21 protein-coding genes and 1 tRNA gene are annotated in these 17,099 nt (G+C 72.6%); 14 read left to right on the forward strand and 8 right to left on the reverse strand.

All coding sequences use genetic code 11. The features are described 5' to 3' along the window. Positions 1-155: 155 nt before the first annotated feature. Positions 156-611 carry a GatB/YqeY domain-containing protein gene (locus ACFVFS_RS38240; protein WP_380629621.1) on the reverse strand — a complete coding sequence of 152 codons (456 nt, stop codon included), beginning with the start codon at positions 609-611 and terminating at the stop codon, positions 156-158. 93 nt (positions 612-704) lie between these two features. On the opposite strand from ACFVFS_RS38240, the gene ACFVFS_RS38245 reads away from it, so the two are divergent. From ACFVFS_RS38245 to ACFVFS_RS38270, 6 genes are all read left to right on the forward strand, one after another. Then, a complete protein-coding gene (locus ACFVFS_RS38245; protein WP_380629622.1) occupies positions 705-1,376 on the forward strand; it encodes a CGNR zinc finger domain-containing protein in 672 nt (223 codons plus the stop codon). Between the two features lie 4 nt (positions 1,377-1,380). Further along, positions 1,381-1,815: an SRPBCC domain-containing protein gene (locus tag ACFVFS_RS38250; RefSeq protein ID WP_380629623.1), complete on the forward strand. Its 435-nt coding sequence runs from the start codon at positions 1,381-1,383 to the stop codon at positions 1,813-1,815. 82 nt (positions 1,816-1,897) lie between these two features. Continuing rightward, positions 1,898-2,842, forward strand: coding sequence for a metallophosphoesterase (locus ACFVFS_RS38255; RefSeq protein ID WP_380629624.1), 945 nt, complete (start codon positions 1,898-1,900; stop codon positions 2,840-2,842). A gap of 101 nt (positions 2,843-2,943) precedes the next feature. Beyond that, positions 2,944-3,017: transfer RNA gene (locus tag ACFVFS_RS38260), tRNA-Pro, on the forward strand. A 180-nt stretch (positions 3,018-3,197) separates the two neighbouring features. Next, positions 3,198-3,518 (forward strand): HNH endonuclease, encoded by a 321-nt coding sequence (locus tag ACFVFS_RS38265; RefSeq protein WP_380629625.1) that lies wholly within the window; start codon positions 3,198-3,200, stop codon positions 3,516-3,518. A 100-nt stretch (positions 3,519-3,618) separates the two neighbouring features. Continuing rightward, a complete protein-coding gene (locus ACFVFS_RS38270; protein WP_380629626.1) occupies positions 3,619-5,007 on the forward strand; it encodes a YDG/SRA domain-containing protein in 1,389 nt (462 codons plus the stop codon). A 16-nt stretch (positions 5,008-5,023) separates the two neighbouring features. Here ACFVFS_RS38270 and ACFVFS_RS38275 read toward each other — a convergent pair whose 3' ends face one another. Then, positions 5,024-6,523 carry an amidase family protein gene (locus tag ACFVFS_RS38275; RefSeq protein WP_380629627.1) on the reverse strand — a complete coding sequence of 500 codons (1,500 nt, stop codon included), beginning with the start codon at positions 6,521-6,523 and terminating at the stop codon, positions 5,024-5,026. A 97-nt stretch (positions 6,524-6,620) separates the two neighbouring features. Here ACFVFS_RS38275 and ACFVFS_RS38280 point away from each other — a divergent pair, with 97 nt between their 5' ends. Then, complete coding sequence (locus ACFVFS_RS38280; RefSeq protein WP_380629628.1) at positions 6,621-7,202, forward strand: TetR/AcrR family transcriptional regulator; 582 nt, start codon at positions 6,621-6,623, stop codon at positions 7,200-7,202. Positions 7,203-7,230: 28 nt separating this feature from the next. On the opposite strand, the gene ACFVFS_RS38285 is transcribed toward ACFVFS_RS38280, so the two are convergent. Next, positions 7,231-8,109, reverse strand: a complete 879-nt coding sequence (locus tag ACFVFS_RS38285) for a LysR family transcriptional regulator (RefSeq protein WP_380629629.1) — start codon at positions 8,107-8,109, stop codon at positions 7,231-7,233. Positions 8,110-8,306: 197 nt separating this feature from the next. On the opposite strand from ACFVFS_RS38285, the gene ACFVFS_RS38290 reads away from it, so the two are divergent. Together ACFVFS_RS38290 and ACFVFS_RS38295 are read left to right on the forward strand one after the other, a co-directional pair. Then, a complete protein-coding gene (locus ACFVFS_RS38290; protein WP_380629630.1) occupies positions 8,307-9,692 on the forward strand; it encodes an MFS transporter in 1,386 nt (461 codons plus the stop codon). Between the two features lie 228 nt (positions 9,693-9,920). Beyond that, positions 9,921-10,550, forward strand: a complete 630-nt coding sequence (locus ACFVFS_RS38295) for a ScbR family autoregulator-binding transcription factor (protein WP_380629631.1) — start codon at positions 9,921-9,923, stop codon at positions 10,548-10,550. 28 nt (positions 10,551-10,578) lie between these two features. Here ACFVFS_RS38295 and ACFVFS_RS38300 read toward each other — a convergent pair whose 3' ends face one another. Beyond that, a complete protein-coding gene (locus tag ACFVFS_RS38300; protein ID WP_380629632.1) occupies positions 10,579-10,959 on the reverse strand; it encodes a MerR family transcriptional regulator in 381 nt (126 codons plus the stop codon). 59 nt (positions 10,960-11,018) lie between these two features. Between ACFVFS_RS38300 and ACFVFS_RS38305 the strand changes: the two genes are divergently transcribed. Then, positions 11,019-11,936 carry an aldo/keto reductase gene (locus ACFVFS_RS38305; RefSeq protein WP_380629633.1) on the forward strand — a complete coding sequence of 306 codons (918 nt, stop codon included), beginning with the start codon at positions 11,019-11,021 and terminating at the stop codon, positions 11,934-11,936. 104 nt (positions 11,937-12,040) lie between these two features. Continuing rightward, on the forward strand, positions 12,041-12,697 hold the full coding sequence (locus ACFVFS_RS38310; protein WP_380629634.1) for a DUF4937 domain-containing protein: 657 nt from the start codon (positions 12,041-12,043) through the stop codon (positions 12,695-12,697). Here ACFVFS_RS38310 and ACFVFS_RS38315 read toward each other — a convergent pair. Then, positions 12,672-13,079: a hypothetical protein gene (locus tag ACFVFS_RS38315; protein ID WP_380629635.1), complete on the reverse strand. Its 408-nt coding sequence runs from the start codon at positions 13,077-13,079 to the stop codon at positions 12,672-12,674. The two genes, ACFVFS_RS38310 and ACFVFS_RS38315, sit on opposite strands and share 26 nt — an antisense overlap. A gap of 114 nt (positions 13,080-13,193) precedes the next feature. Further along, positions 13,194-14,423, reverse strand: coding sequence for a serine hydrolase domain-containing protein (locus tag ACFVFS_RS38320; RefSeq protein WP_380629636.1), 1,230 nt, complete (start codon positions 14,421-14,423; stop codon positions 13,194-13,196). A 247-nt stretch (positions 14,424-14,670) separates the two neighbouring features. Here ACFVFS_RS38320 and ACFVFS_RS38325 point away from each other — a divergent pair, with 247 nt between their 5' ends. Then, entirely contained in the window at positions 14,671-15,390 is a 720-nt protein-coding gene (locus tag ACFVFS_RS38325; protein WP_380629637.1) for a helix-turn-helix domain-containing protein, read from the forward strand. Positions 15,391-15,487: 97 nt separating this feature from the next. Here ACFVFS_RS38325 and ACFVFS_RS38330 read toward each other — a convergent pair whose 3' ends face one another. Together ACFVFS_RS38330 and ACFVFS_RS38335 are read right to left on the reverse strand one after the other, a co-directional pair. Beyond that, positions 15,488-15,700: a DUF397 domain-containing protein gene (locus ACFVFS_RS38330; RefSeq protein WP_380629638.1), complete on the reverse strand. Its 213-nt coding sequence runs from the start codon at positions 15,698-15,700 to the stop codon at positions 15,488-15,490. Further along, positions 15,697-16,527 (reverse strand): helix-turn-helix domain-containing protein, encoded by an 831-nt coding sequence (locus tag ACFVFS_RS38335; RefSeq protein WP_380629639.1) that lies wholly within the window; start codon positions 16,525-16,527, stop codon positions 15,697-15,699. Before ACFVFS_RS38335 ends, ACFVFS_RS38330 begins: the two co-directional genes overlap by 4 nt. A 136-nt stretch (positions 16,528-16,663) precedes the next feature. On the opposite strand from ACFVFS_RS38335, the gene ACFVFS_RS38340 reads away from it, so the two are divergent. Then, positions 16,664-16,918 carry a hypothetical protein gene (locus ACFVFS_RS38340; RefSeq protein WP_380629640.1) on the forward strand — a complete coding sequence of 85 codons (255 nt, stop codon included), beginning with the start codon at positions 16,664-16,666 and terminating at the stop codon, positions 16,916-16,918. Continuing rightward, positions 16,915-17,099 (forward strand): hypothetical protein (locus ACFVFS_RS38345; RefSeq protein WP_380629641.1); only part of this gene is annotated, 185 nt, incomplete at its 3' end. The genes ACFVFS_RS38340 and ACFVFS_RS38345, both read left to right, overlap by 4 nt.

The following is a 17,099-nucleotide window of genomic DNA, read 5'->3' on the forward strand; positions in this document are numbered from 1 at the left end:
GGTCCCGCGGGCGCCCCCCGGGGGGCACCGTCCCGGCCCCGGGGCGCGCCCGCCCCGCCCCCCGGCCCCGCGGCCCCCCCGGGTCACCCCGGGGGGGCCCCCCCCGCGGGTCGGGCGGGGGGGCCGCCCCTCTTTCCCTGTGTCCGGTCGCCTGCTCAGCCGGCGAGCGCGGCCTTCACCACGGCGGCCACCCGGCCGCCCTCGGCCAGGCCCTCGACCTTCGGCCGCACCAGCTTCATCACGGCGCCCATGCCCTGCGGCCCGCTCGCCCCGCTCTCCGCGACGGCGGCGGCCACGATCGCGGTCAGCTCCTCGTCGGACAGCTGCTTGGGCAGGTACCCGGCGAGCACCTCGCCCTCGGCCCGCTCCCGGGCGGCCTGCTCGGCCCGGCCGGCGGTGTCGAACGCCTCGGAGGCCTCCCGGCGCTTCTTCGCCTCCCGGCCGATGACCTTGAGCACCTCGGCGTCGGAGAGCTCGCGCTTCGCCTTGCCCGCCACCTCCTCGCTGGTGACGGCGGCCAGCGTGAGCCGGATGGTGGACGAGCGCAGCTCGTCCCGGTCCCTGATGGCAGCCGTGAGGTCCTCCTGCAGCTGCGCCTTGAGCGTGGTCATGGCCCCGAGTCTCCCACCTGCGACGTTCCGCCGCCCACCATTAACCCGCGCCCGGTCTTCCACCCGCCCACTGAAACCATTTAAAGTGGTTACATGACCGAAGAGCGAGCCCCCGGCCTGGTCCTGCACTCCCCCGGCGGGACGCGGTTCCACTTCGACCCCGGCGCGCTCTGCCTGGAGCTCCTGCCCACCGGCGGCCCCGGCCCGTACGCCCGCTACGAGGTGCTGCACCGGCCCGCCGACCTGGCCGACTGGGCCGCGAAGTCCCGGCTGAACCTGCCGCCCGGCGCCGTCCGGATCACCGACGCCCAGCTCACGGCCGTCCGGACCCTGCGGGACGCCCTCTGGCGGCTCACCGCGGCCCGGGCCGCCCACGGCCCGGGGGCCGGCGGCCTCGCCGACGCCGCCGGCTCTGCCTACCGCGCCGCCCTCGACTCCCCCGCCGCCGACGCCGCCGACTACGCCGTGCTCAACCGGGCCGCCGCCCGCCCCCCGCTCGCCCCGCAGATCGGCCCGGACGGCGCGCCGACGCCCCCGCTGCCCGGCGACGGCGACCAGCTCGCCTCCACCGTCGCCCGCGACGCCATCGCGCTGTTCACCGGCCCGGCCGCGGACCGGATCCGCGAGTGCGGCGCCGACAACTGCTACCTGCTCTTCGTCGACACCTCGCGGCCCGGACGGCGGCGCTGGTGCTCGATGGAACGGTGCGGCAACCGCCACAAGGTCCGGGCCCTGCGCGCCCGGCGCGAGCAGGACGAGGAGTGATCCCGTGAACACCGGCACACCCGGCCGCCCGGTCGGACTCACCAGGGACGCCGGCTGGGAGATCGGCGTCTCCCGCACCCTGCCGCACCCGCCCGAGGCCGTCTGGTCGCTGCTCACCTCCCCCGACGGCCTGGCCCTGTGGCTCGGCCCCGGCGCCCGCCTCGCCGACCGGGTCGGCGGGCCCGTCACCGCCGACGACGGCTCCGCGGGCGAGCTGCGCGGCCTGCGCCCCGGCTCGCGGATCCGCCTCACCTGGCGGCCCGCCGGGCGGTCCGCGGCGACCACCGTGCAGGTCACGGTCACCCCGAGCCGCGGCGGCACGCTGCTGCGCTTCCACCAGGAGCGGCTCCACGACGAGGCCGAACGCACCCGGCGGCGCACCCACTGGCACACCGTCCTGGACGCGGTGGCCGCCGAGCTCGCCCCGGACGCCGGCTGAACCACCCGGACGCGCCCGCTCCGTGTCCCCGTGCGACCACCGGCAGTTCACCCGCTGATCCGCCGTCTGAGAGCATGGAACGATGCGACCGCTGTACTCCGTTCCCCTCGGAATCGCCGCCACCGGCGCCGCCTGCCTCGCCTACTCCGTTGGGTACGAGGTCCGTTCCTTCCGCCTCCGCCGGGTCGAGATCCCGGTCCTCCCCCGGGGCGCCCGACCCATCCGGGTACTGCAGGTCTCCGACATCCACATGGTGAGCAACCAGGGCAAGAAGCAGCGCTGGCTGCAGAGCCTCGCCGGGCTGCGCCCCGACCTGGTGGTCAACACGGGCGACAACCTCTCCGACCCGCTCGGCGTCCCGGCCGTCCTGGACGCGCTCGGCCCGCTGATGGAGTTCCCCGGCGTCTACGTCTTCGGGTCCAACGACTACTACGGCCCGGCCCGCAAGAACCCGGCCCGCTACCTCCAGGCCATGCGCAGCGGCGTCCACGGCATGAACAACCCCGACGGAACCGCCGCGCGCGGCATCAGCGGCGCCGTCCACAACCCCTGGGAGAAGCTGCGCGACGGCTTCGACGCGGCCGGCTGGCTGGACCTCACCAACACCCGGGGCCGCCTCACCGTCGCCGGCCTCGACCTGGAGTTCACCGGCCTGGACGACCCGCACATCCGCCGCGACCGCTACAGCGAGGTCACCGGCGGCCCCTCCGCCGACGCCGACCTCTCCCTCGCCGTCGTGCACGCCCCCTACCTGCGCGTCCTCGACGCCTTCACCGCCGACCGCTACCCCCTGATCCTCGCCGGCCACACCCACGGCGGCCAGCTCTGCGTCCCCTTCTACGGCGCCCTGGTCACCAACTGCGACCTCGACGCCAAGCGGGTCAAGGGCCTCTCCACCCACCAGGCCGGCGGCAGCCGCTCCTACCTCCACGTCTCCGCCGGCTGCGGCACCAACCGCTACACCCCCATCCGCTTCGCCTGCCCCCCCGAAGCCACCCTCCTCACCCTCACCCCAGCCCCTCGCTGACCCTCCCACCCCGCTCGCCGAGAAACCGGATTTCGTCTCTCGGCGAGCGTCCGGTAGAGTTCTACTCGTCGCGAAGGAGACGGAGCGACAAACAGAAAGACCGGGGTGTGGCGCAGCTTGGTAGCGCGCTTCGTTCGGGACGAAGAGGCCGTGGGTTCAAATCCCGCCACCCCGACCCAGTCCAGAGGGCCTATCGGAGAAATCCGGTAGGCCCTCTGGCGTTGTGCGTGCCGGGCTGAGTGACTTGGCTTCGAGTGATCCACGGTGCCAGCGGTGACCCGAAGCATTCACCGGCTTCAGGGTTCCGGTACGACGGCCTCTACCGGGTCGAGTCACACCACCGCAAGATCGGCGGGTGAAGCAGCTCCACAAGGGGCGGTGCCAGATGTGCGGTCAAGTACTCCTGGTTCCAGGCGACTCCCACTACAGCGAGGGTGCTCATATCCAGGCCATCGGATACCCGTACAACGGCCCGGACGTGCTGGAGAACGTCCTGTGCCTGTGCCCCAACTGCCACGTTCTCTTCGACTACGGGGCCCGCTACCTAACCGACGATCTCCGCATCATCGACGGGGTCACGCAGGAAGAGATCGGCAAGCTGCGGACTCATCGCCAGCACAAGCTCGACATCCGCTACGTTCGACACCACCGGGGCCGCTGGGTCGCCGAGGACTGAGCGGTAGCGCCGCTTCGTCGACCCTTGGGCGGTTGGGGAACCGGGATCTGGGCGCAGGCGTTTGATCACGCGAAGATCGCCTACCGAGCAGGAGACCCTGATGGTCCGGGTGAGTCGCACCGCCGAGGTCTGCGCTGCCGTTGATGCTCTACATGTCGACCTGCCTTCCGGGCAGTCCGATCCCTCACAGTCGATCATGCTGCTGTGGGCGATCGGCTGCGCCGCGTCCGGCAAGGCCCGGCTCTTCGACTGGGAGAAGGTTCGCAAGGAAGTCGGTCCGCTGCTCGAACTGCACGGGCAGCCCGGCTTCGCCCCTTCGCCCGAGTACCCGTTCGTGGCATTGAGCCGATCGGGGTTGTGGGAGCTGACGGGTTTCACCGGTGGGGTTCCGGCGGCTCACGGTGAGGCAGTGAAGCGCTGGGTCCAGGAACACAAGCCGCGCGGCGGTCTCAGCCCGCAGGTCTACAAGCTTGTGGCTACCGACCCTGTGGCACGACGACAGGTGGTCAACCGGCTGATGTCCCGGTTCTTCGCGGCCGCGGAAACTGACGAGTTGCTGGCCACGAGGCTTGCCAACCTCGTCTTCGACGGATTCGGGCCAGTACCTGGAGTTGCGGTCGGGCAGGTCTTCTCCAGCAGGAGGGAGCTCTTCGACGCGAACGTGCACCGACAGCTCCAGGCAGGGATCTGTGGCACCCAGGATCGCGGGGCGGAATCCATCGTCGCGTCCGGCGGCTACGAGGACGACGAAGACATGGGCCATGTCATCCTCTACACGGGCCAGGGCGGTCGAGACAGCGATTCCGGTCAGCAGATCAAGGACCAAGAGCTCACCCGGGGGAACGCGGCTCTGGTGACCAGTCTCACCACGGGAGTTCCCGTACGCGTTGTCCGGGGGGTGCCCCGGCCCGGACCAGGTTCGTCGATGGACTACCGCTACGACGGGCTCTTCCGTGTGGAGCACTACTGGTCCGAGCCCGGGCAGTCCGAGCATCTCGTATGGCGATTCCGCCTCGTTCAACTCGCCGAGGAGGAGATACCCCGGCGGGCGCCGGCGCCGCGTCCTCGCGTGCCGGCGGGTAACGAAGCGCCCTCGCGTATGGAGGCCGTCGCCCAGCGAATCGTCCGGAGCACGGCAGTGGCGGACTTCGTCAAGCGGGTGCACGACTTCCACTGCCAGGTCTGCGGGCTGCGCCTCATGGCCCCCACCCGCCCGTATGCCGAAGCCGCACACATACGGGGGCTTGGCAGTCCACACTTCGGACCGGATCTCCCATCCAATGTGCTCTGCCTCTGCCCCAACCACCACACCTTGTTCGACTTCGGCATGCTGCTCATCGACGACGACCTGACCGTCACTGACCGTTCCTCGGGAGCAGTTCTCGGACGTCTGCGCGAAGTATCCGACCATCAGATCGATCGCTCGCATCTCGCGTACCACCGGGAGCACTACTCGGGCTTGGGCTGGCACGGTCCCATCGGCGACTAGGAGATCCCCCAACTCGTCAGTGGCGAGGGGTGATGGGGGTGAGTGGGGGGAGGTGGGATTCGAGGGTGTGGGCGGCGTGGAGGGCGAGGTCTTCGCGGTAGGGGCGGGTGATGAGTTGGACGGCGGTGGGGTGGTGGGGGGCCGTGGGGGTGAGGCCGGTGGGGAGGGAGACGGCGGGGAGGCCGGCGAGGCTGGTGGCGGTGCACAGGGCCATGGCGGCGGCGACGCGGTCGCGGGAGGCGGGGTCGTGGGATTCGAGGCCCGGGGTGGGGATGGGGTCGGTGTAGACGGGGGCGAGAAGGAGGGGGTGGTCGGCGAGGAATTCGGCCCAGGCGCGGCGGATGGTGAGCCAGGTGCCCATCAGGGTCATGAACTCGGCGGGGCCGGCCGGTGAGGTGCGGTCCATGACAGGGGCGAGGTAGCGGTCGCCGCCGGGGCCGAGGAGGGGGCGGACGGCCGGCCAGGTGGGGGCGAACTCGGTGACGGTGAGCAGGTCGTAGGCGGCGAGGGTCTCGTCGAGGAGCGGGACGTCGGGGACCTCGTGGACGTCGTAGCCGGCGTCGGAGAGGACGGAAGCGGCGGTGGCGACGGCGGCGCGGGCGGTGGGGTGGACGCCGCGGCCGCCGGGGTCGGCGACCACCGCGACCCTGACCGGGGCGGGCAGCGGTTCGCCGTCCAGGGGGGCCGGGACGGCGCGCGGGTCGCGGGGGTCGGTGCCGGCGAGGAGGTCGAAGGCGAGCCGGAGGTCGGCGACGCTGCGGGCCAGCGGGCCGTCGGTGACCAGGAACTGGGAGGCGGGGCCGGGGTCGGCCGGGCCGAGGATGCGGTGGTCGGCGGGGAACCGGCCGTAGCTCGGCTTGAGGCCGGCCACGCCGCAGAAGGCGGCGGGCACGCGGATGGAGCCGCCCGAGTCGTTGCCGAGGCCGAGGGCGGCCATGCCGGTGGCGACGGCGACCGCGTCCCCTCCGCTGCTGCCGCCCGGGGTGACGGACGGGTCCCAGGGGTTGACGGTGTCGCCGTAGAGCTCGCTGCGGGTGTGCATCCCGGACAGGACCAGGGTGGGGAGGTTGCTGTGGCCGATCGGGATCGCGCCGGCGGCTCGGAGACGGGCGACCGGGGGCGCGTCGGCGGCGGCGACCAGGTCGCGGAAGCGCGGGACGCCGAAGGTGGTCGGGACGCCCTCGATCGCGGTGGTCTCCTTCACCGTGAACGGCACGCCGGCCAGTGGGCCGAGCGGTTCGCCGGCGGCGCGGCGGCGGTCGGTGTCGGCCGCCTGGGCGCGGGCGCGGTCGGCGAGGAGTTGGGTGATCGCGTTGACCTCGGGGTTCACCTCGGCGATGCGGGCGAGGTGGGCGTCGAGTAGTTCGGCGGCGGAGATCGCGCCGGTGCGGACGGCGTGGGCCTGGGCGGTGGCGGTGAGGGACCAGGGAGCGGTGGTGGGAGAGGAGGCGGGGAGGCGGGAGGAGAAGGAGGAGGAGGGGTGGGGGGAGGGGAGGAGGGGAGGCGGGCTGGTCATGGGTGGGCTCCGAGGGGAGAGGCGTAGTGATGCGCTCGTATCGGAAGGGTAGCCTTTGAAGCGATACGACCGCATCGGATTAAGTGGGGAGCACGGCGTGCCCAGGCAGGTGGATCTGGAGGAGCGGCGGCGGGTGATCGCCGAGGCGGTCTGCCGGCTCGCCGACGAGAGCGGGCTGGAGGGCGTCACGGTGCGGGACGTCGCCGAGCGCGCGGGGCTCTCGATGGGGGCCGTCCAGCGGTGCTTCCGCACCAAGGAGGAGATGCTGGTCTTCGCGCTCCGGTACGTCGGCGGGCGGATCGAGCGGCGGCTGCGGGAGCGGTTGGGCGGCAGCCCGGCGCAGTCCGCGGCCAGCGCGGTCGGCTACGCGGCGGAGGAGCTGGCGCTGCTGCGGGCGGAGCACCGCTCCGAGGCGCGGGTCTGGCTGGCGTTCCTGGCGCAGGCCGCGGTGAGCGAGGCGCTGGCCGGGCCGCTGCGGTCGGGGTACGCGGCGTCGGAGGAGCTGTTCCTGGAGCTGCTGGCCGAAGCCGGAGCCGACGAGGGGACGCGGGCGGTCGAGGTGCGGACGCTGCTGGCCCTGGTGGACGGGCTGACCGCGCACGTCCTGGTCGGGCGGCTGACGGAGGGCCAGGCCGCCGAGGTGCTGCACACGCACCTGGAGCGGCTCTGGAGGGACTGAGCGACGGCCGGTACGGGGTGGCGGCCGATCAGCACGGGGCGGCGGCCGATCGGCGCGGGGTGGCGGCGGCGTAGAGGACGTCGCGGACGGCGGGGATGGCCTCGCGGTCGGCGCGCCAGACCAGGCGGAGGTGGAGCGGGGGCACGGGGGTCGCGGTCGCGAGGCGGCGCAGGGTGCCGGCGGCGAGGTGGTCGTGGACCGCGAACTCCGGGAGCAGCGCCATGCCGAGGCCGCGTTCCGCGCAGGCGCGGGTGACGGCGACGCCGCCGGTGTGCAGGCGCTCCACCTCGGGGCCGAACAGCCGGTCGCCGGCGAGGCGGAACGAGCAGGCCGGCGCGTTCACCAGCAGGCGCCGACCCGGGTCCGGCGACTCGGGCGCGGCGACCAGGACGAGCGGGACGTCCTCCAGGTCGAGGTGGGCCAGCGGGACCGGCGGCAGGGCGAAGCCGAGTTCGCCGAGCGGTCCGGCGGTGTCCAGGACCAGCGCGGCGTCCAGGCTCCCGGCCGCGACACCGTGCAGCAGGCCGTCCCGCGCCGCGTCGGTGTGCAGCGAGACGTCCAGCTCCGGGTGGTGTTCGGCCAGCCGGGCGAGCACCCGGGGCGCATGGGTCGCGGCGACGGTCTCCAGGGCACCGAGCCGCAGGACCAGGCGGCCGCCGGTCACCTCGCGGCGGGCCTGGTCGGCCTGGTCCAGCAGCCGGCGGGCCCAGGGCAGCAGCCGCTGCCCGGCCGGGGTCGGCGCCATGCCGCGCGGTGAGCGCTCGAACAGGGCGGTGCCGAGCGAGCGTTCCAGGGTGCGGAGCTGCTCGGAGACGGAGGACGGCGCGAGGCCGAGGGCCACGGCGGCGTCGGTGACGGTGCGGTGGACGACGACCGCCTCGAAGGTGCGGAGCTGTCTGAGTTCCATGCGCGGTCCGTCCCCCTGATGTCCGGCGCCGGGGGTCCAGGGTACGGCGGCATCGCGCGTGCGGTGCCCGCCCCCGGGCATTCGGTCGCGAGGCCCCGGGCATTCGGCCGCTCGGCCCCGGGCGTTCGGGATTCCCGAACGCGGCGTTCGGGGCGGGCGGTGGAGCCGGGCGAGGGCAACCGCGCAGGGTGGGCGGCATGCTGAATGAAGAGGTCAGGGCGAGGGCGGACGCCCGGGGCCGGGCGCTGTTCGGGATCGCGCTCGGGTACTTCGCGGTGCTGCTGGACACCACCGTGCTGTCGGTGGCCGAGCCCGATCTCGCGTCCTCGCTGGGGAGTCCGACGGCCGGCCTGCAGTGGGTGGTGACCGGGTACAGCGTGGCGTTCGGGGCGGTGCTGCTGTCCGGCGGCGCGATCGCCGACCGGTACGGCGCGCACCGTGCGTTCCGCTGGGGCATCGCGGTGTTCGGCGCGGGCTCGCTGCTCAGCGCGCTCGCGCCCGGCCTGGCGGCGCTGGTGCTGCTGCGGGCGCTGCTCGGGGTCGCGGCGGCGGCCGCGGTGCCGGCGAGCATGGCGATGATCGCCCGGCTCTACCCCGACCCGGCCGAGCGGGCCCGCGCGGTCGCGGTGTGGGCGGCGGTCAGCGGTTGCGCGATGGCGTTCGGGCCGGTGGCGGGCGGTGTGCTCGTCGACCTGGGCGGCTGGCGGGCGGTGTTCTGGATCAATGTGCCGCTGACCGCGCTGGTGCTGGCGCTCACCGCCGGACCGGCGGTGCGCTGCCCGGTCGGCGGCCGTCCCGTCGACTGGTGGACGCAGCTCGCGGCCTGCGCGGTGCTGGCCCTCGCCACCGACGCGCTGATCGAGGCCTGCGCGGGCTCCTGGACGCGGGCCGGCTGGTCGGCCGGGGCCGCGCTGCTCGCCGGGACGGTCTTCGCACGGCGTGAACGGCGCAGTACGGCACCGGTGTTGCGGGCCGACGTGGTGCGGGCGCCGGGGATGCCGCGGGTGCTGCTGGCCGGGGCCGCGGTGAACTTCGCGCTGCTGGGGCTGCTGTTCCTGCTGCCGCTGCTGCTCCGGGAGGACCGGGGGCTGTCCCCGGCGCTGGCCGGGCTGGCGTTCCTGCCGATGACCCTGCCGCCGGGCTTCAATCCCCTGCTCACCGGGCGGATCGTCGCCCGCGTCGGACCGTGGCGGCCCGCCGCGGGCGGGTTGGCGCTGCTCGCGGGCGGCTGCCTGGTGACCGCGGCCGCCGTGGCGGCAGGGGCGCCGTACCCGCTGCTGGCGGTGGGCTTGTCGGGCGCGGGGTTCGGGGTTTCGTTCGCGCTGCCGGCGCTGGTGACGGCGGTGGTGTCGGCGGCGCCGGAGGGGGCGGCGGGCGCGGCCGGCGGCGTGCTGAACGCCGTCCGGCAGGTCGGGGCCTCGCTCGGGGTGGCGGTGCTGGGGTCCTTCGCGGGCTCCCCCGGGCGGGCGGGGGCGGCGCTGCTGCTGCCGGCGGTCGCGTGTGCGGCGGCGGGGGTGCTGCTCTCCCGGCGGCGCACGTGCCCAGGAGGGCGAGGAGTCGGTGAGCCGCGGTGGCGCACGTGACCAGGAAGGCGCGGGGCCGGTGAGCCGCGGTGGCGCACGCGACCAGGAAGGCGCGGGGCCGGTGAGCCGCGGTGGCGCACGCGACCAGGAAGGCGCGGAGTCGGTGAGCCGCGGTGGCGCACGCGACCAGGAGGGCGCGGGGCGGGCGCTCCGGTGGTCGGGCCGGGCTCCCGGGGCCCATAACATAGCGGTCGTTCTTTTTGTTTGCCGAGGCGTTTGGAGCTACCCGTGGCGAGAGCCCAGCAGGAACGTGCCGTCCGCACCCGCGCGACCATCCTGCGGGCCGCCGCGCAGATCTTCGACGAGTACGGCTTCAGCGGCTCCAGCGTCAGCAGGATCATCAACCTGGCCGGGACCACCCAGGGGGCGATGTACTTCCACTTCAGGTCGAAGGAGGACCTCGCCAAGGCGGTCATCGACGAGCAGACCTCCGACCTGGACCTGCCGGAGCAGCCGGAGGGACTGCGCCAGCTCGTCCGGACCACCCTCTACCTGGCCGACGAGCTCCAGGGGAACGTGCTGCTGCGCGCCGGGGTCACCCTCGCCGTCGAGCAGGGGCAGCTCGGACTGCGGGACTTCAGCCCGTACGAGATGTGGGCGGGGCAGTTCCGCGCCGAGCTGGAGGCCGCCCGGCGGGCCGGTGAACTGCTCGACGACGTCGCGGTCGAGGAGTTCGCCCAGGTGCTGGTCGCGGCGTACACCGGCTCGCAGATCATGTCCCACCTGCGCACCGGGCGCGCCGACCTGCCCGAGCGGATCGTCCAGCTGTGGTGGTTCCTGCTGCCCGGCATCGCGCCCGCGCCGCTGGTCGCCGAACTGCGCGCGTACGTCCGGGAGTACGGGAAGCCGCCGGCCTGACGGCCGTGAGCGGGACGGGCCGGCCGCGTCAGACCGGCGCCGGCACCTTCGGGTCGACCGCCTCGGTCTCCCGCCGGGCCCCCGCGACGATCCCCGCCAGCGCGGCCCGGCTCGCGCCGAGCGTCAGCAGCTGCTGGTCCAGGAGGTCGAGCCGCTGTTCCAGCACCTCCAGCATGCACGGCGCCACCGTGCCGTCACCCTCCACGCAGGGCAGCACGTCCCGGATGGCGCCGGTGGAGAGCCCCGCCCCCAGCAGCGCACGGATGTTGCGGACCACCGCCGGCGCGCCCTCGCCGTACCGGCGGTGCCCGCCCTCCGGCCGGTGGGACTCCAGCAGGCCCTGCTCCTCGTAGTACCGCAGCAGGCGGACACTGACCCCGGTCCGCGCCGCCAGCTCGCCGATCCGCATGTGATGCCCCTCACATCCACTTGAATCTCACACGGATGTGAGATTGTAGCGTGATCGGCATGACGAACAACGAGATCAATGACCGGATCGCACGTCAGACCTACGCCATCGGCGGCGACTTGACGGTCAGCCGGATCGGCTACGGCACCATGCGCCTCGCCGACACCCCGGACGTCAAGCCCGCCGACGCCGTCATCTGGCACCCGCCCACGCCGCGCTCCGCCGCCCTGGGCGTGCTGCGCACCGCCGTCGCAAACGGCGTCCAACTCATCGACACCGCCGACTCCTACGCCCTCGGCGGCGGCGAGGAGCTGATCGCCGAGGCGCTGCACCCCTACGCCGAGGACGTCGTGATCGCCACCAAGGTCGGGCTGACCCGCCCGAGCCCGTCCGAGTGGGTCCCGCTCGGCCACCCCGCCTACCTCCGCCAGCAGGCCGAACTGAGCCTGCGCCGACTGCGGGTCGAGCGGATCGATCTGCTCCAGCTGCACCGGATCGACCCCGCGGTGCCGCTGGCCGACCAGATCGGCGCGCTCAAGCAGCTGCAGGACGAGGGGAAGGTCCGGCACATCGGCCTCTCCGAGGTCGGCGTGGAGGAGCTGGAGCAGGCGCTGGAGATCGCCCCGATCGCCGCCGTGCAGAACTGGTACAACCTGGCCACCCGCCGGCACGACGCCGTCGTCGACTTCACCGCCGAGCGCGGCATCGCGTTCCTGCCGTTCTTCCCGATCGCCGTCGGCGGCCACGTGGGCGGGGACGGCCCGGTCACGGAGGTCGCCCGGGAGCTCGGCGCCACCCCGGCGCAGACCGCGCTCGCCTGGCTGCTGCACCGCTCGCCCAACATCCTGCCGATCCCGGGCACCACGGCAGAGAGGCACCTGCTGGAGAACCTGGGCGCCCTGGGCGTCGAGCTGAGCGGCGAGCAGTACGCCCGCCTCGACGGGATCGCCGCCGCCGAGGCCTCGGCGGGTGAGTGAGCCGGCCGCGACCGTGACCGTGACCGTGGTTGCCGGGGGCAGCCGCGGACTGCCCGGCTGCATCATCTGTAGGGGAGGTCGGATCGTCAGGAGGTCGGCTGCGCGTGTGGGGCAAGTGGATCAGTTGCGAGGTGCCGCCCGGGGACGGCCGGGAGCGGTTCTCCGACGCCCAGCGGGCCTGGTCGGTGATCGGCGACCAACCCGGCCTGGTCGGACAGGTGGGCGGCTGGGATCCGGACGCCGGACGCGCCCGTCTCCTGGGCCTGTGGGAGGACGCGGAGGCGTACGGGCGGTTCATGCGCGAGCGGCACGACGCCGTACTCGGCGCGAGCGGCCAGGACGGGACGTTCACGGCGATCGGGACCGCCGCCGGGGCCGTCGTCCTGGAGATGCCCGGCGACGCGACCGGTCTGCCCCGCGCGCTCGAAACCGCGGCCCTGCTGCGCGTCGCCGACTGTCGGCTGCGACCGGGCCGGACGGCGCACTTCCTCGCTGTGCAGCGCGAGGTGTGGGCGCCCGGCATGGCGGCGGCCGGGGGAATGCTGGGCGGCGTGGTCATCCGGCTGGATCCGCAGCGCTACCTGGTCACCACCTTGTGGTCCGGGCCCGCCGCCCACCGGCGCTACGCCGTCGAGCGGCTGCCGGCCCTGCTTGAGCGTGCGGCGATCGAGGACGATCTAGGCTCGCTCACCGGTCATCTGGTACCGCTGGAACCGGACTGGACCGTGCTGCCGGTCAGGCCGCGGCGAGGGCCTCGTTGATCTTGCGGGTCATCTCGGCCATGGCGGGGCCGGGCTCGCCCTTGCGGGACCGCGTGGCGGTGGCGAGGGCGACGTTGACGACGCCGCGGAAATTGTCGGCCTCGGCGGGGTCCTGGGCGGCGAGCAGGGTCGCGGCGGCCGTCAGGGCAGGGAGGACGTGGTCGGCGAGTTCGGCGACGGACCTGCCGTCGAGGCCCTTCACCGCGGACTTCTCGGCGAGCACGTGCCCGATCGGGCCGGTCGCGGTGGCGAGGGCGATGGAGCCGTCGGCGGCGATCCGGTGGGGCGAGCCGGCGGCGTCGGCGGCGGCCAGCAGGGAGACGGCGCCGTAGGCGGCGGTGCGGAGGGTGGCCTTGTCCTGGTCGGTCAGGGTGAGGGACATGGTGGTGTGTTCCTTCGGTCGTGTGGGTGCTGGGTGCTGGGTGTTGGGTGCCGGATGGTGGGCGCTTGGCGTTTGGCGCTTGGCGTTTGGCGTTTGGCGTCGAAACGGTGGGCGTCAGGCGTCGAGGGCCTGGTAGACGGTGGTCCAGAAGTCGTGGATCAGCCGGGCCGAGTTCGGGACGGTCATCCCGACCTGGGTGAGCAGGAGACCGGTGATCCCGTTCTCCGGGTCGGCGTAGGTCGAGGTGCCGCTGCCGCCGTCCCAGCCGAACTGGCCGGTCGGCGCGTAGTCGCCGCGATAGGTGCGCACCGCCATGCCGAAGCCCCAACCCCCGTGCTGCCCCTGGCCGTACGACAGGTGAACGCTGTCGCGGGCGAGGGTCTCGCGGGCGGCGGTCTGCTCGGCGGTGAGGCGGTTGGTCGTCATCAGCTGGACCGCGGGGCGGGACAGGACGCGCTCGCCGCCGTGCGTGCCGCCGTTCAGCAGCATCCGGAAGTAGGCGTGGTAGTCGTCGGCGGTGGAGACCAGTCCCCCACCGCCGCCCGGGAACGCCGGGGGCCTGCTCCAGCGCCCGTCGGCCGACTCGTCCCACACGTGGAACTCCCCGGTCTGGGGGTCGGGGGCGTAGAGGGCGGGCAGCCGGTCGATCTTGTCGGCGGGCACGTGGAAGCCTGTGTCGGCCATACCCAGCGGGGCGAGGACGCGCTCGCGGAGGAACTCCTCGAACGGCCGGCCGGTCACCCGGGCGACGAGCACGCCGAGCAGGTCGCTGGCGATGTGGTACTGCCAGCGCTCGCCCGGCTGGTGCATCAGCGGGAGCGTGCCGAGGCGGCGCAGCCATTCGTCGGGCTCGGGCATCGGCTGCGGCAGGTCGGGCGTGAGGCCGTTCTCGATGATTGCGGTCATGATCGGGGTGCCGAGGGCCGTGATGTCCATGCCGAGGCCGAAGGTGGAGGTCAGCACGTCCCGGACAGTGATCGGCCGGCGGGCGGGGACGGTGTCGTCCAGCGGGCCGTCGATCCGCTTGAGCACCTGGCGGTTCGCGAGTTCCGGCAGCCAGGTCTCGACGAGGTCGTCCAGCCGCAGGCGGCACTCGTCGAGCAGGACCATGGCCGCGGCCACCGTGACCGGCTTGGACGTCGAGGCCATCCGGAAGATCGTGTCGCGGGCCATCGGGGCGCCGCCCTCGTGGCGCATGGTGCCGACCGCTTCGACGTGGGTCGCGTCGCCCTGGCCGATGAGGGCGACGACGCCGGGGACCGCCCCGGACTCGACGTGTCGCACGAGCACGTCGCGCACCTTGCGCAGGCCTGCTTCGGAGAGGTGGTTGCTGTTCTTGCCCATGATGAGTCTCCCCACTCATTGCTGTTCGAGAACTTCTGAACACCGATGAAGCTACATTGCGTTCAGATATTCGTCAACGCGCAATGAGATGCATCTGGCCTGTATTCATAGGGATGAATGGCCGATCTTTGCAATGAATGTGAGGCTAAAAGCAATGGCCGATCAAGGAGCCTTTGCAATGAGATCCAAGTGAATGCATACTTCGCACCGAGATCCGCAGGTGTCGACAGACGGAGGACGAGGACCGGTGCCCGGAGGCAGACTCACCAGCGAGGACCGTCAGCACATCGCCGCAGGCCTGGCCGAAGGGCTGGGATACGCCGAGCTCGGGCGGCGGCTGGGGCGGCCCGCCTCGACGATCATGCGCGAGGTCACGCGCAACGGCGGACCGGACGGCTACGGCGCGGACCGGGCCGCCGAGGCGACGCAGAGCCGGGCTCGGCGGGCCAAGAGGGCCCAGCCCGAGGCGCCGGAAGCTCCCGACAGCGGGTACGGGCGCGATCCGGAGGCGGTGCAGGGCTTCACGGAGGCCTTCACCGCGCTGCTCATGCAGTCGGGCCTTCCGAAGATGGAGGCCCGGGTGCTGGCCGCCGTCTTCACCACCGACGCCGGCGCCCTCACCGCGGCCGAGCTGGTGCAGAGGCTCCGCGTGAGCGCGGCGTCGGTCTCGCACGCTGTCGGGTTCCTCGAACAGCAGGGGCTGCTCAGACGGGAGCGTGTTCCCGGCGAGCGTCGCGAGCGCTACGTCACGGACGACGAGATCTGGCTTCGGTCATTGCTCGGGGCGGCGGAGATGAACGAGACCCTCGCGGGAATGGCGCACCAGGGAGCGGATGTCCTCGGGGCGGACACTCCGGCGGGGGCCCGGTTCGCCTCGTCGGCCGAACTCTTCCTGCTCATCGGAGGATCGATGAGGGAGTTGCTGGAGCAGTGCCGTCGTCGCATCGCCACGCGGGGCGCCGAGTAGGAGTGATCCCCGCGTTCGAGCCCGGCACGCAGGGGATTTGACGTCCATGGCGACGGCCCCGACCGGCGAGGCGGTCGGGGCCGTCGGGGATCGCAGGTCAGACGGTGCCGAACTCGCCGGCCTGGACGGCGGCGACGAACGCGGCGAAGGCGGAAGACGGGAAGACCAGCACGGCACCCTGAGGGTCCTTGGAGTCGCGCACGGGGACGATGCCGGGGAAGTCAGAGGCAACTTCGACGCAGGCCCCGCCGTTCTGGCTGTGGCTCGACTTGAACCACGTTGCCCCAGCCAGCTGTGGAGAATGAGTCATGATCGGAGATCCTTCCGAGCTGCGCGGATCCTTTCGAGCGAGGCCACATCCGAACTGGCGCCCACCTGAAGCCGATCGTAGTCCCTTGTCCACATCCTGACCGTCTCGGATTCCCGCGTGAGGAAACCCCGCTCCTGCGACTCCGTGTAGCCGAGGCGTGAGTTGTCGGGCAAGGTGAGCAGGTAGACCGATGCAGCAAACGGTCTGCGCTCCCCCATCGCGAAGGGCGCAATCTGAACGATCGTCTTCGGCCGGTCAGCCAACTGCGCCAAGTGGTCAAACTGCCCTTTCATCACAGCCGCGCCTCCCACCAATCGGAGAAGACAACTCTCGTCCAACACCGCATGGACAAGGGGGGCAGAGGGCCGGCCGAGCCGCTGCTGGCGGGCAATGAGGTAGGCAACCCGTTCCGCAGCGCCTTCCTCCGTGATGGCACCGCGCCGGACATCCGCCGCAGCAAGCGCCTCCGCATAGGCCTGGGTCTGGAACAGCCCGGGAATCACGCCGAGTTCGAACATCCGCAGCTCAACGGCTCTTGCCTCGTGCGCTGCATACTCCGGAAAGCCCTCCAGCAAGGATGATCCGCTCAGACTCCAGTACATCAGTTCTAGGGTCCCACCGGTCTCCAACACTTTGTCGGCCACTCGGACCCAGTCGAGTGTGGGAGTGCGTGTACCTCTTTCGAGGTTGGAGATCTGGCTGTCACTCAGGTTGGTGAGCCGTCCGAGCTGAACCTGACTCAGCCCTGCCGCCCTTCGTGACCTGCGAAGTTGCACGCCAAAGGCCGCAAGGGGAGATGTAGCCGGATCCAGTTCCGTCTCACGCATGATCAGACCTCTTCGATCCCTGAGTCCCACGGAGGAATCTGTCAAGTGGGGATGCCTTCCGATCCTAGGTCGCGGAAGGCCACCATGGCTACACCCCGTGAGAGATCCGGGACCCTGCGCAACCAATGGAGCCCCCATGCCCAGCCGCCCCCGCATTCCCGCCCACTCCCCCACCGTCGGCGAGGTCGTCCGCGACCTCGGGCACCGGGACTTCACCGGCAAGCCCGTCGAGGCCGTCTACATGGACACCCTCGCCGGGCTCGCCTACCTCCGGCCCGAGAGCGGCGGCTGCGAGTGGACCACCAGGCCCGAACACGTCCAGCCCCTCGACTCCCCCCGCTTCCTCACCGTCCAGCACCCCAGCCGGCCCCGCACCGCCGACGTGGCGTGAACCACCCCCGCAAACTCGTCGCCGCCGCCCTCGGCGTCCCCGCGCTCAGCGCCCTCACCGCCGCACTCATCTGCTGGCCCATCCAGGACGGGCCGCTCGCGCCACAGTTGTTGATCTTCGGGCTGATCCTCGCCACCGGCATCTCCGCAGGCCTCCCCGCCTGCTCCACCTGGATCACCAC

This window comes from Kitasatospora sp. NPDC057692 (assembly GCF_042799475.1).
GTDB lineage: Bacteria > Actinomycetota > Actinomycetes > Streptomycetales > Streptomycetaceae > Kitasatospora.